The organism is Streptomyces sp. NPDC007162 (assembly GCF_040634175.1).
Taxonomy (GTDB): Bacteria; Actinomycetota; Actinomycetes; order Streptomycetales; family Streptomycetaceae; genus Streptomyces.
In genome coordinates, this window is sequence record NZ_JBEYFC010000268.1 from 1 (window position 1) to 11,794 (window position 11,794).

Sequence of the window (11,794 nt, forward strand, 5' to 3'; positions counted from 1 at the left end):
GCCCTCGGCGGGCGGGGCGGGCAGCAGGGCGCCGCCCGCGAGCGCGCCGCTGCCGAGCAGGGCGCGGCAGGCGGCCAGCGAGACCAGGAGCAGCGCGAGGAAGAGCACCGGGCCCGGTTTGCGGGCGATGCGCTTGAGGCGGGCGAACTGCTCGATCTCCAGGAAGTCGGCGTCGTCGCCGCCGGGCCCGGACTCGACGGCGCCGCCGTGCCGGCCGGCCGCGGAGATCTCGTCGTCGGCGCCGAAGAAGTTGCCCGCGACCTGTTCGACGGTGGCCCGGACGGTGGCGCCGGGCGGCGGGAACAGCGCGCGCAGCTCGCCCTTGTCGAGCCGGGAGGGGCCGCGCCGGCCCCGTCCGGCGATGATCCGCTCGGGTCGCAGCAGGGTGCCGAGCAGGCCGCGGATCTCGTCGATGGCCTGTCCGGGGACCTTGCCGACGAGATAGGCGACCGTGCGCAGCAGGGTGCCGAGGACCAGCCGCACCAGCAGCCAGGGCAGCGCGGCGGTACGGGCGTTGACGAGCAGGGTGTAGACCGCGCCGGCCTTGTCGACCTTGTGCGGGGAGGCGGTGGTGCGGCCCGCGCAGTCGACGGCGCGGCGCTCGCGGGAGGCGGCCTCGGCGTGCCGTACGACGGCTTCGGGGGCGACCAGGACGCGGTGTCCCGCGTTGTGCGCGCGCCAGCACAGGTCGACGTCGTCGCGCATCAGGGGCAGTCGGCGGTCGAAGCCGCCGAGTTCCTCGAAGACGTCGCGGCGGATCAGCATGCCGGCGGTGGAGACGGACAGCACGGGCCGGACGTGGTCGTGCTGGCCCTGGTCCTGCTCGCGGCGGTCCAGGCCGGTCCAGCGGCGGCCGGAGTTGGCGATGGTGACGCCGACCTCCAGCAGCTGCCTGCGGTCGTACCAGCCGCGCAGCTTGGGGCCGACGACCGCCACGTCGTCGCGGCCCAGCTCCAGCTCGTTGTCGACGACCCGCAGCAGCTGGGCGAGGGCGTCGGGTTCGGGGGCGCAGTCGTCGTGGAGCAGCCACAGCCACTGGACCGGTTCGCCGTAGGGCAGTTCGGGCATGTCGTAGGCGTCGTCGCGCCACTGCCGGGTGACCGGGTCCCAGCCGCTGGGGCGCTTCAGGTACGGCAGCTCGTCCGGGGTGAGGACGGGCGCGGTGCGGCCCGCCTCCTCGACGGCCTGGCCGAAGCCGGTGCGCCGGGCGAGGTGCACGACGTTGGCGTCACCGAGGGACTCGGTGAGCAGCTGGGCGGAGTCGTCCGAGCTGCCGGTGTCGGCCGCGACCGCGTACTGGACGGGGCGCTCCTGGCCGAGCAGCCCGGCGAGCGCGTCGGGGAGCCAGCGGGCACCGTCGTGGGAGACGAGGACCGCGGTCACCACGTGACGCGGGAACTCGGGCGGGCGGGTCGGGTCAAACCCCGCTGGAGCAGCCGACGCTTGGGCTGCCGTGTGACTGTGCACGGACATCGAGGTACGGGCCCCGGTTCGATGGACTGCGGTGGACTCCTGCGCCCGCTGGTGGCGGCGAGGCGTCTCGGACGAGCGCCCACACTATCGGCTGGTCATGTCGACGGCCCGCCGCCTGTGGACAACCCACGGGGGACGGGCCGTTCGCGCAGCTCAGAGGTGTACGTCCGGTGCACGTCCGGTCAGACGGCGGCCTTCTTGAGGCGGCGGCGCTCCCGTTCGGAGAGTCCGCCCCAGATGCCGAACCGCTCGTCGTTGGCGAGGGCGTACTCGAGGCATTCGGAGCGCACCTCGCAGGCGAGGCAGACCTTCTTGGCCTCTCTGGTGGAGCCGCCCTTCTCGGGGAAGAAGGACTCGGGGTCGGTCTGGGCGCACAGCGCGCGCTCCTGCCAGCCGAGTTCCTCGTCCGCGTCGTCGACCAGCAGTTGCTGCACCAGCTCGGTCATGTGCGCCCCTCGTCTGTCTTTCGCGTCCCCGTGCCTGGCCGTCACCGATGTCGGCTGAACGACACGAGTGAAATTACAAGTGTGCTGCTCCGGGCGAGTCAAGCCGAGATCTGCTATTGGGCCCGTTATTCACTCTGCGGAACCAAGGCCGTGCGGAAAGTGTTCAAATCGGCATAAACCTTGACATGCAAAAGGGGCCCGTCCGCGGGCCTCCGACCCCATACAGAGGCTGTACGGAGAAGGACGCCCAGATGTTCGATCGCGTTCCGCAGTGGCTCGCGCGGCCGGTTGTGCGCCATGTGTCCCGGGTACCCACTGAGCAAACCTTTCGGCAGCGAGGTGAACCGGATGAGGTGAAACATGTCCCACATACCGGGCGTCGAGTTGACACGGGAGGTGTGAACCGCTGTCCTTGTGGGCATGCTCGCGAACTTGGCACTCACCTCGACCCGCACCGCCGGGTCCCACGGTGCTGCCCGCGCTCGCTGTAGCTGTTGCTGTTCCAGCTGTTGAGCCGTAGCCGTACCCAGGCCGCTCCAGCTGCGGACCGGGCCCCCGGGGCCCGGTTCTCGCTTCACGTTCCCCTCTGACCTCCTTCACTGAGGAACCACCGCACCCCATGAACAGCGACAACGACCTCCAGATCGCCGGCGACATCCTCGAGGTCCAGCACCTGCTCCAGCCCCCGCGCGAGCACCCGGCCACCGTGGCCGAGTTCGTCGGCCTGGCCCGCGCGATCGCCGCCGACCGCGCGCAGTGGGAGCACCTCGTCGAGTACGACGCGACCAGCCGCTGGTACCACCGGCTGCGCACCGGCCCCGGCTACGAGGTGTGGCTGCTGTCCTGGGTGCCCGGACAGGGCAGCGGACTGCACGACCACGGCCGCTCGGCCGGTGTGCTGACCGTCCTGGAGGGCACCCTCACGGAACGCACCGAGCGCGGCACGCGCGCGCTGGCCGCCGGCGCACAACGGGTCTTCGCTCCGGGGTACGCGCACGAGGTGCTGAACGGCGCGCTGGAGCCCGCGGTGAGCCTGCACGTCTACTACCCGGGCCTGACCGAGATGCCGATGCACCCGAGTGCCGGTGCCGCTTGCGAGGCCCGTCCGGCGGCTGTGTGACGCGTTGTCGGACCAGCCTGCAAGACTTGGCGCATGCGCATTGTGGTTCTGGCAGGCGGTATCGGCGGTGCCCGGTTCCTGCGCGGTCTCAAGCAGGCCGTGCCGGACGCCGAGGTGACCGTCATCGGCAACACCGGGGACGACATCCACCTCTTCGGGCTGAAGGTGTGCCCCGACCTCGACACGGTGATGTACACCCTCGGCGGCGGCATCAACGAGGAACAGGGCTGGGGGCGCGCCGACGAGACCTTCCACCTCAAGGAGGAGCTCGCCGCCTACGGGGTGGGGCCCGACTGGTTCGGGCTCGGTGACCGGGACTTCGCGACGCACATCGTGCGCACCCAGATGCTGGGCGCCGGCTATCCGCTGAGCGCGGTGACCGAGGCGCTGTGCGACCGCTGGAAGCCGGGCGTGAAGCTGATCCCGATGACCGACGACCGGGTCGAGACCCATGTCGCCGTGGAGGTCGACGGCGAGCGCAAGGCGGTCCACTTCCAGGAGTACTGGGTACGGCTGCGGGCGTCGGTGCCCGCCCACGCGGTCGTCCCGGTCGGCGCCGAGCAGGCCAAGCCGGCGCCCGGCGTGCTGGAGGCCCTCGCCGAGGCCGACGTGATCCTCTTCCCGCCGTCCAACCCGGTGGTCTCCGTCGGCACCATCCTCGCCGTGCCGGGCGTGCGCGAGGCGATCGCGAACGCCGGGGTGCCGGTGGTGGGCCTCTCCCCCATCGTCGGGGACGCGCCGGTGCGCGGGATGGCCGACAAGGTGCTCGCGGCCGTCGGAGTGGAGTCGACGGCGGCGGCGGTCGCCGAGCACTACGGCTCGGGGCTGCTGGACGGCTGGCTCGTCGACACCGTGGACGCCGGCAGCGTCGGGCGGGTCGAGGCGGCCGGCATCCGCTGCCGGGCCGTACCGCTGATGATGACCGATCTGGACGCGGCCGCCCAGATGGCGCGGGAGGCGCTGGCGCTGGCCGAGGAGGTGCGCGGGGCATGAGTGACGCGGTGCCCGGATACCGGGTGTGGGCGCTGGCCGGGATCCCCGAGGTCCAGCCGGGCGACGACCTGGCCAAGCTGATCGCCGCGACCGGGCCCGGGCTGGCCGACGGGGACGTGGTGATCGTGACGTCCAAGATCGTGTCCAAGGCCGAGGGGCGGAGCGTCGAGGCGACCGACCGGGAGGCGGCGATCGACGCCGAGACCGTGCGGGTGGTGGCCCGCCGCGGCACCCTGCGGATCGTGGAGAACCGGCAGGGTCTGGTGATGGCCGCGGCCGGTGTGGACGCCTCCAACACCCCCGCCGGGACCGTGCTGTTGCTGCCCGAGGACCCCGACGCCTCGGCCCGTGCCGTGCGCGCGGGGCTGCGGGACGCGCTGGGCGTCAATGTCGGGGTTCTCGTCACGGACACCTCCGGGCGGCCCTGGCGATCGGGACTCACGGACGTCACCATCGGCGCCGCCGGGGTGCGCGTCCTGGACGATCTGCGCGGGGGTGTGGACGCGTACGGCAATCCGCTGGTCGCCACGGTCGTCGCCACGGCCGACGAACTGGCCGCCGCCGGTGATCTGGTGAAGGGCAAGGCGACGGGGATGCCGGTCGCCGTGGTGCGGGGTCTCGCCCACGTCGTGACCGACGCCGGCGAGGACGGGGACGACGCGCGGGCGCTGGTGCGGGACGCGGCCAGTGACATGTTCCGGCTCGGCACCTCCGAGGCGGTCCGCGAAGCGGTCACGCTGCGACGGACCGTGCGGGCGTTCACCGACGAGCCCGTCGACCCCGGTGCGGTACGACGGGCGGTCGCCGCCGCCGTGACCGCGCCGGCGCCGCATCACACGACACCGTGGCGGTTCGTGCTCCTCGAGTCGGCCGGGGCCCGGACCCGGTTGCTGGACGCCATGCGGGACGCCTGGATCGCCGACCTGCGCAAGGACGGCAAGTCGGAGGAGTCGATCGCGAAGCGGGTGCGGCGGGGGGACGTGCTGCGCAACGCGCCGTATCTCGTCGTGCCCTGTCTGGTGACGGACGGGTCCCACACGTACGGGGACCCGCGGCGGGACGCCGCCGAGCGGGAGATGTTCGTGGTCGCCGCCGGGGCGGGCGTACAGAACCTCCTGGTCGCGCTGGCCGGGGAGCAGCTGGGGTCGGCGTGGGTGTCGTCGACGATGTTCTGCCGGGACGTGGTGCGGGAGGTGCTGGGGCTGCCGCAGGCGTGGGATCCGATGGGGGCGGTCGCGGTGGGGCGCGCCGCGGAGGAGCCGCGGCAGCGGGCGCCTCGGGAGGTGGGGGACTTCATCGAGGTGCGGTGAGTTCCGTGCCGACGGAGCGCCCGCGCTTAGGCCCATAATCACCTCAGTCATCTCACACATCCGGGATCTTTCGTGGCTGGACGGTTCTCTCCGCGGCCCACTCGTACGACTGTGCGGGGTGGGCAGGTCGTCGTGCCCGCTGTGGGGGTGCCTCGGCAGGCCGTGGCGCCCGGGCGGGTGCGGGTGTGGAAACCGGACGGGGCGCTCGATCTGGGGCTCGTGCTCGGGCCGTTGCGGCGTGGGCCCGGTGATCCGACGTTCCGGGCCACGCCCGACGGGTCCGTGTGGCGGGCCAGTCTCACGCCTGCCGGACCGGGGACGCTGAGGGTGCGGGCGTACGGCGGTGAGGTGCGCGGGGAGGCCTGGGGGCCCGGTGCCGAGTGGCTGCTGGAGCAGCTGCCCGAGCTGCTCGGTGCCGCCGACGACCCCTCCCCGTTCGTGCCCCGGCACCGGGTGGTCGCCGCTGCCCGGCACCGGCGGCCGGGACTGCGGCTGACCCGGACCGGGCTGGTGCTCGAGTCGTTGATCCCGTCGGTCCTGGAGCAGAAGGTCACCACCGACGAGGCGTACCGGGCCTGGCGGTCGCTGGTGCGCGGGTTCGGCGAGCGTGCGCCGGGGCCCGCGGGGGTGAGCGAGCGGCCGATGTGGGTGATGCCGGCGCCTCGGACCTGGGCGCTGATCCCGTCCTGGGAGTGGCACAAGGCCGGGGTCGACGACAAACGGGCCGCGACGATCCTGCGTGCGGTACGGGTCGCGGCGCGGCTCGAGCAGGCCGTGGGGATGGCGGCGGAGGCCGCGCGGGCGCGGCTGGAGGTGGTGCCGGGGATCGGGCCCTGGACGTCCGCGGAGACCGTGCAGCGCAGTCACGGGGCCGCGGACGCGGTGACGGTCGGGGACCTGCATCTGCCGGGGATCGTGGGGTGGGCGCTGGCCGGGGACCGGCATGCCGACGACGAGATGATGCTGCGGCTGCTCGAGCCGTACGCGGGCCAGCGGCACCGGGCGGCCCGGCTGATCCTGCTGAGCGGGAACACCCCGGCGAGGCGGGCGCCGAAGATGCCGCGAGGGGACATCAGCCGGTGGTGAGGTGCGGATGGGCGCAGGCCGGGGGCGGGGACGCCCACCGGCCCCGGCAGGGTGCCGCCCGCGCCGGGTGAAGGACACGGTTGGGCAGCGCGCCTGAAAGGGGCGCTGAGCCGGCCCCCTGCCGCCACCGCGCCTACTGGTCCGAGGAGAACCGCACCGCACCCGCCGGGATCGTCGCGTCGCACCACACCCTGGCGCCCTCGCGCAGCTCGTTGTCGGCACCGATCACCGCGCCGTCGCCGATGACCGTGCCGGTGAGGACCGAGCGTTCGCCGACGCGCGCGTGGTTGCCGATCAGGGAGTCGGTGATGACCGCGCCGGGTTCGATCACGGCGCCCGGCAGGATCGTGGAGCCGAACACCCGCACGCCCTCCGCCACCGACGCGCCCTCGCCCACCACCGTGCCGCCCGCCAGCTTCGCGTCCGCCGCCACCCGCGCCGTGGGGAGGATCAGCCGGTCGCCGCAGCGGCCGGGGACCGCGGGGGACGGGGCACGGCCGAGGACGAGGTCCGCGGAGCCCCGGACGAAGGCCGCCGGTGTGCCCAGGTCCAGCCAGTAGGTCGAGTCCACCATGCCCTGCAGGTGCGCGCCGGCGGCCAGGAGCTCCGGGAAGGTCTCCCGTTCCACCGACACCGGGCGGCCGGGCGGGATCGTGTCGATGACGGAGCGGCGGAAGACGTACGCCCCCGCGTTGATCTGGTCGGTGACGATCTCCTCCGGCGTCTGCGGCTTCTCCAGGAACGCCAGTACCCGGCCCGTTTCGTCGGTGGGGACCAGGCCGTAGGCGCGCGGGTCCGTCACCTTCGTCAGGTGCAGGGAGACGTCCGCGCCCGTCGACTCGTGCGTGGCCACCAGGGCGCGGATGTCCAGGCCCGTGAGGATGTCGCCGTTGAAGATCAGGACCGGTTCGTCGGGGCCCGAGCGCAGCCGGGAGGCGACGTTGCGGATCGCGCCGCCGGTGCCGAGCGGTTCCTCCTCGGTGACGTACTCGATGTGCAGGCCGAGCGCCGCGCCGTCGCCGAAGTACGGTTCGAAGACCTCGGCGAGGTAGCTGGTCGCGAGGACGATGTGATCCACGCCCGCCGCCCTGGCTCTGGCCAGCTGGTGCGTCAGGAACGGCACCCCGGCCGCCGGGACCATCGGCTTCGGGGTGTGGACCGTGAGCGGGCGCAGCCGGGTGCCTTTGCCGCCGACCAGGAGGATCGCTTCTGTCACCTGTCGTCTCTGCTTCCTGCCGGGACCGGCCGAACTCGGTGTCGGCCGGCCAGTGTATGCAGACCGTGCGACGGCGCCCTCGACGGCCGCGCGGTGTCACGCGGCCCGGGTGTGCGGTTTCCCCCGAGTGCCCCGACGGCGTGAACGCGGGCCCCGTGCTCAGCGTCCCTGGAGGTGCGCGGAGCTGGTCCGCGCCGCCCCGAGTCTGGCGTAGAGCTTGGCTCCCGGACAGTCGGTGGCATACCCGTCCCTATGACCGGAGATCACGTTCAGTCGTACGTTCTTCCCCTTTGGGTAGAGATTGCCACCCCCGGACCTCAGATATGTCTTCCCCTTCGGATTGGCCCCGTAGAGACCGAGCTTCCACGCGGTGAGCCGGGCGATGGCGGTCACCGCAGCGGCGGGCGGCTTGTGCGAGCCGAACGTGCCGATCACGGCGATCCCCGTGCTGTTGCTGTTGAACCCCAGGGTGTGGGCGCCCTTGACGGCCTTCGCCACTCCCCCGGCACGGCCCTCGTAGATGGTTCCGCACTTGTCGACGAGGAAGTTGTAGCCGATGTCCCGCCAGCCCATGCTCACCACGTGGTAGCGGTAGATACTGCGGATGACGGACGGGGCCTGCGAGCACTTGTAGCCGTTGCCGGAGTCGGTGTGGTGGACGAAGGCCGCCTTCACCTTCCCCGTGTACACGAACCCCTTCTCGCGCAGCGACTCGTCGGCGCGCCAGCCGCGGCGGGTGACGATCCCCGGACGCGGTCCGATGTACGGCTTCCCACGCGGGACGTCGACGCCGTCCAGCTCCAGCAGTTCGCGTTCGGTGTCCTCGCGGTCCAGCGCGGGGATCTCGGTGGCGCCGAAGGGGGCGAGGTCGGCGTTGGTGGCGGCCGTCGTGTCGTCCTCGGTCGGCAGACCGTCGGCCGGTGCGCCCTGGGGCGGGGAGTCGGCGCCGGGGTCGACGAGTTCGAGGCGCAGCCCGGCGGGGAGCAGGTCGCGGCCGCCGTTGCCGAGCGGGCCGGGACCCTCGTCGGCCTCGGCCCGCACGCGGAGGTCGACGCCGTCCGAGTCGCCCACCCACAGGGGTGCGGTGGCGCCGTGCACCCGGCCGGACTCGGCCTCCGCCGTGTCCGGGTCGGCACCGTGGTCGGCGTTGTGCGTGTCGACGTCCTGCCAGCCCGACCAGGTGCCGGTGCCGGCGGAGCGGGTGCGCACCTGGACCGAGCCGTGCAGTTGGGTTCCGGGGTTGTCCCAGACGACGCCGACGAGCGAGAAGTGCCGTACGTCCTGCCGGTACACGCCCTGTTCGGGGGCCTGACCCAGGACGCGTTCGCGGGTGCGGGGGGCGAGGGGCAGCGACTGGGTGCTGCCTGCCGTGCCGGTCGTGCCTGTCGACGGGTCCCGCACCGGCACCGCCGCGGGCGCCGCGGCCGCGGCCGGCGTGTTCAGGACGGCCGGCGCAAGGGCGAGGGCCGCCGCGCAGGTGATGCCGATCGAGGAAGTCAGGTATCCACGCATGCCCCTGATGTTGAACACAGTAGGACATATATGTCTATTGCGGATGTGACGGTCCGTCGGATGCGGTTGCGCCGAACCGGTGGCGTCGGCGGCCGGTGCGGGCGGCGGGCGCGACGTACCCTTGCTCGGGTGAACGCCACCGATCGCACCCCTGCCGACCTGCTGCGTTCCGCGCTCGCCGCGGATCCCGGACGCCCCCTGGTGACCTTCTACGACGACGCGACGGGCGAACGCGTCGAATTGTCCGTGGCCACCTTCGCCAATTGGGTGGCCAAGACGGCGAACCTGTTGCAGACCGATCTCGCGGCGCAGCCCGGCGACCGGGTGGCCCTGTTGCTTCCCGCGCACTGGCAGACGGCCGTGTGGTTGCTGGCCTGTTCGTCGGTGGGTGTGATCGCCGACGTGGCCGGGGAGCCGGCGGCGGCCGACGTGGTGGTGAGCGGACCGGACGCGCTGGAGGCGGCCCGGGCGTGCCGGGGGGAGCGGGTCGCGCTCGCGTTGCGGCCGCTCGGCGGGCGGTTCCCGCGGACGCCGGAGGGTTTCGTCGACTACGCCGTCGAGGTGCCGAGTCAGGGGGACCGGTTCGTACCGTTCTCGCCCGTCGATCCGGACGAGCCCGCGCTGATCGTCGCCGGTGCGGAGATGAGCGGCGCCGAGGTGGTGGAGCGGGCGGTCGGGGACGCGCCGGGGCTCGATCTGACCGGACCCGGGTCCCGGATGCTCTCGGGGCTGGGGTTCGACACCTGGGAGGGGCTGAGCGCGGGGTTGTACGCGCCGCTGGCCGTCGGGGGGTCCGTGGTCCTGTGCCGGCATCTGGACGAGTTGGGTGCGGAAGGGATCGCGAAGCGGATCGAGAGCGAGCGGGTCACGGCTTCCGCCCGCTGAGGCCGTCGCGCGGGAACCCGTCCCCGGAGCGGGGCGGACCACTCGCCCAAGTGGCGTAGCTGCCGCCGCCTTCGCCTCGTGTCCCGGGGCACTGTTGGACAGTGACCGACGTCGTAGGGGCATCCGCCACCGGGTCCGGGCTCGCCCGGCGGCGGCGTTCGCTCTGGCTCCGGGGTACGGCGCTCGCCGTGGGGCTGCTCACCCTCGGTGCCGTCGGCGGCGGCTGGGCGCTCTACGCCGGCCTCAGTGACAACATCACCGCCGACGAGGCGGCCGCCGCCGAGCTCGCCCGGTACGAGCGGGAGCGGCCCACCGAGCTGGTGCGGGGCGCGCAGAACATCCTGGTGATCGGTTCGGACACCCGCACGGGCGACGGGAACCGCCGCTACGGCAGGGACTCGGGCACCGAGCGGTCCGACACCACGATCCTGCTGCATCTGGCCGCCGGCCGGCGCAGTGCCACCGCGGTGTCGCTGCCCCGGGACCTCATGGTGCACGTGCCCGGGTGCCTGCGGCGCGACGGGCGGCGCAGCGAGCCCTCGTTCACGATGTTCAACGCGGCGTTCGCGGTGGGAGGTTCGGCCTGCACCGTCCGTACCGTCGAGAAGCTGACGGACATCCGGGTCGACCATTACGCGGTCGTCGACTTCAGCGGGTTCAAGGGCGTGGTCGACGCCGTCGGCGGGGTGCAGGTGTGCCTGACGAGGCCGATCCACGACAAGGCGGCGAAGCTGCGGCTGCCCGCCGGGCGGGTCACGCTCGACGGTGAGCAGGCGCTGGGGTACGTACGGGCGCGCAAGTCGCTGGGGGACGGCAGCGACACCGACCGGATGGACCGGCAGCAGCAGTTCCTGGGGGCGCTCGTCGACAAGGTGCAGAGCGGTGGCGTGCTGCTGAACCCGGCGAAGCTCTACCCCCTGCTGGTCGCGGCGACCTCCGCGCTCACCACCGACCCCGAACTGGCCAGTCTGCGCGGCCTCTACCAGCTCGTGCGCGGGTTGCGGAGCATCCCCACCGAGCACGTGCGGTTCCTCACCGTGCCGCGGGAGCCGTATGTGTACGACTCCGATCGCGACCAGCTCGTGGCGGGCCGGGCGGACGCGCTGTTCGCGTTGCTGCGGGCCGACCGGCCCGTGAAGGTCGCCGAGGACGGCGGGGGTTCGGGCGGGAAGCCCGGAAACTCTCCGGCGCCCGTATTTCGCGGGAACACCGCCGCCGAGGACAGTTGCGGGTAAAGCACTCGCCAAGGCGGCGAACTTCCGTGCCGTTCGTTGTCAGTTAAATGGGAGGGATTGCCCGCTTGTAGGGAGGAGGAATTTGTCACTGGCGTCACTCGTCGCCGAACCGGGCGGATAGTGTGAGCGTTCCGGTGCACCCGGCCACGAGGTCCGTCCTGGGGTCGTGCACTGCACAACGTGACCGAGCGCCTTGGTAGGGGGGAAGGCGCCGCGTGGCCCCGACGGAGGATTCGGACAACCGTGGACGCGCAAGGCCGTGGGCGGGCGGACAACATCGACCCCGCAGACCAGTGGGTGCTCAATCCGAACACCGGCGAATACGAACTGCGACTGACGCCTTCCGCACCGCAGTCGGCGGTACCGCAGTCGGCGGTACCGGGACCGCGCAGGCCGTCGGCCGCGACGACCCCGTCGCGCACCGCCCCGAGCGGGACGACGCCCGAGGCTTGACCACACGCTTTGACGACGAGCCCGAGTCCGGCGGCCCGGACGATCCGCTCGCCGTCATCCTGCGC

General features: G+C 72.7%; 11 protein-coding genes. 7 read left to right on the plus strand and 4 right to left on the minus strand.

Features of this window, described 5'->3' with window-relative positions; genetic code table 11:
- Both ABZ646_RS27445 and ABZ646_RS27450 read right to left on the minus strand, forming a co-directional pair.
- The coding region (locus ABZ646_RS27445; RefSeq protein WP_360524212.1) for a glycosyltransferase family 2 protein at window positions 1–1,473 on the minus strand (1,473 nt) is incomplete at its 3' end.
- 182 nt (window positions 1,474–1,655) lie between these two features.
- Complete coding sequence (locus ABZ646_RS27450) at window positions 1,656–1,919, minus strand: WhiB family transcriptional regulator (protein WP_003975777.1); 264 nt, start codon at window positions 1,917–1,919, stop codon at window positions 1,656–1,658.
- A 619-nt stretch (window positions 1,920–2,538) separates the two neighbouring features.
- Between ABZ646_RS27450 and ABZ646_RS27455 the strand changes: the two genes are divergently transcribed.
- The 4 genes from ABZ646_RS27455 (at window position 2,539) to ABZ646_RS27470 (ending at window position 6,428) form a co-directional block, all read left to right on the plus strand.
- Window positions 2,539–3,039 (plus strand): cysteine dioxygenase family protein, encoded by a 501-nt coding sequence (locus ABZ646_RS27455; RefSeq protein WP_360524215.1) that lies wholly within the window; start codon window positions 2,539–2,541, stop codon window positions 3,037–3,039.
- Window positions 3,040–3,072: 33 nt separating this feature from the next.
- Window positions 3,073–4,032 carry a 2-phospho-L-lactate transferase gene (cofD, locus tag ABZ646_RS27460; RefSeq protein WP_360524218.1) on the plus strand — a complete coding sequence of 320 codons (960 nt, stop codon included), beginning with the start codon at window positions 3,073–3,075 and terminating at the stop codon, window positions 4,030–4,032.
- On the plus strand, window positions 4,029–5,342 hold the full coding sequence (locus tag ABZ646_RS27465) for a coenzyme F420-0:L-glutamate ligase (RefSeq protein ID WP_360524220.1): 1,314 nt from the start codon (window positions 4,029–4,031) through the stop codon (window positions 5,340–5,342). Before cofD ends, ABZ646_RS27465 begins: the two co-directional genes overlap by 4 nt.
- A gap of 72 nt (window positions 5,343–5,414) precedes the next feature.
- On the plus strand, window positions 5,415–6,428 hold the full coding sequence (locus ABZ646_RS27470) for a DNA-3-methyladenine glycosylase 2 family protein (protein ID WP_360524222.1): 1,014 nt from the start codon (window positions 5,415–5,417) through the stop codon (window positions 6,426–6,428).
- A gap of 133 nt (window positions 6,429–6,561) precedes the next feature.
- Here the strand turns inward: ABZ646_RS27470 and ABZ646_RS27475 are convergent, their stop codons facing one another.
- A complete protein-coding gene (locus ABZ646_RS27475) occupies window positions 6,562–7,644 on the minus strand; it encodes an NDP-sugar synthase (RefSeq protein ID WP_360524225.1) in 1,083 nt (360 codons plus the stop codon).
- A gap of 159 nt (window positions 7,645–7,803) precedes the next feature.
- A complete protein-coding gene (locus tag ABZ646_RS27480; protein ID WP_360524228.1) occupies window positions 7,804–9,156 on the minus strand; it encodes an N-acetylmuramoyl-L-alanine amidase in 1,353 nt (450 codons plus the stop codon).
- Window positions 9,157–9,285: 129 nt separating this feature from the next.
- Between ABZ646_RS27480 and ABZ646_RS27485 the strand changes: the two genes are divergently transcribed.
- The 3 genes from ABZ646_RS27485 to ABZ646_RS27495 form a co-directional block, all read left to right on the plus strand.
- Window positions 9,286–10,041 carry a TIGR03089 family protein gene (locus ABZ646_RS27485; RefSeq protein ID WP_360524231.1) on the plus strand — a complete coding sequence of 252 codons (756 nt, stop codon included), beginning with the start codon at window positions 9,286–9,288 and terminating at the stop codon, window positions 10,039–10,041.
- Window positions 10,042–10,142: 101 nt separating this feature from the next.
- Entirely contained in the window at window positions 10,143–11,276 is a 1,134-nt protein-coding gene (locus tag ABZ646_RS27490; RefSeq protein ID WP_360524234.1) for an LCP family protein, read from the plus strand.
- 293 nt (window positions 11,277–11,569) lie between these two features.
- Window positions 11,570–11,794: hypothetical protein (locus ABZ646_RS27495; RefSeq protein ID WP_360524237.1), on the plus strand; the 225-nt coding region annotated here is incomplete at its 3' end.

What these genes read in the sequence shown, in the direction of transcription:
- cofD (WP_360524218.1), top strand. Translation starts at nt 3,073, where the DNA reads ATGCGCATTGTGGTTCTGGCAGGCGGTATCGGCGGTGCCCGGTTCCTG.
- ABZ646_RS27480 (WP_360524228.1), bottom strand. Translation starts at nt 9,156, where the DNA reads ATGCGTGGATACCTGACTTCCTCGATCGGCATCACCTGCGCGGCGGCC.
- ABZ646_RS27455 (WP_360524215.1), top strand. Translation starts at nt 2,539, where the DNA reads ATGAACAGCGACAACGACCTCCAGATCGCCGGCGACATCCTCGAGGTC.
- ABZ646_RS27450 (WP_003975777.1), bottom strand. Translation starts at nt 1,919, where the DNA reads ATGACCGAGCTGGTGCAGCAACTGCTGGTCGACGACGCGGACGAGGAA.
- ABZ646_RS27465 (WP_360524220.1), top strand. Translation starts at nt 4,029, where the DNA reads ATGAGTGACGCGGTGCCCGGATACCGGGTGTGGGCGCTGGCCGGGATC.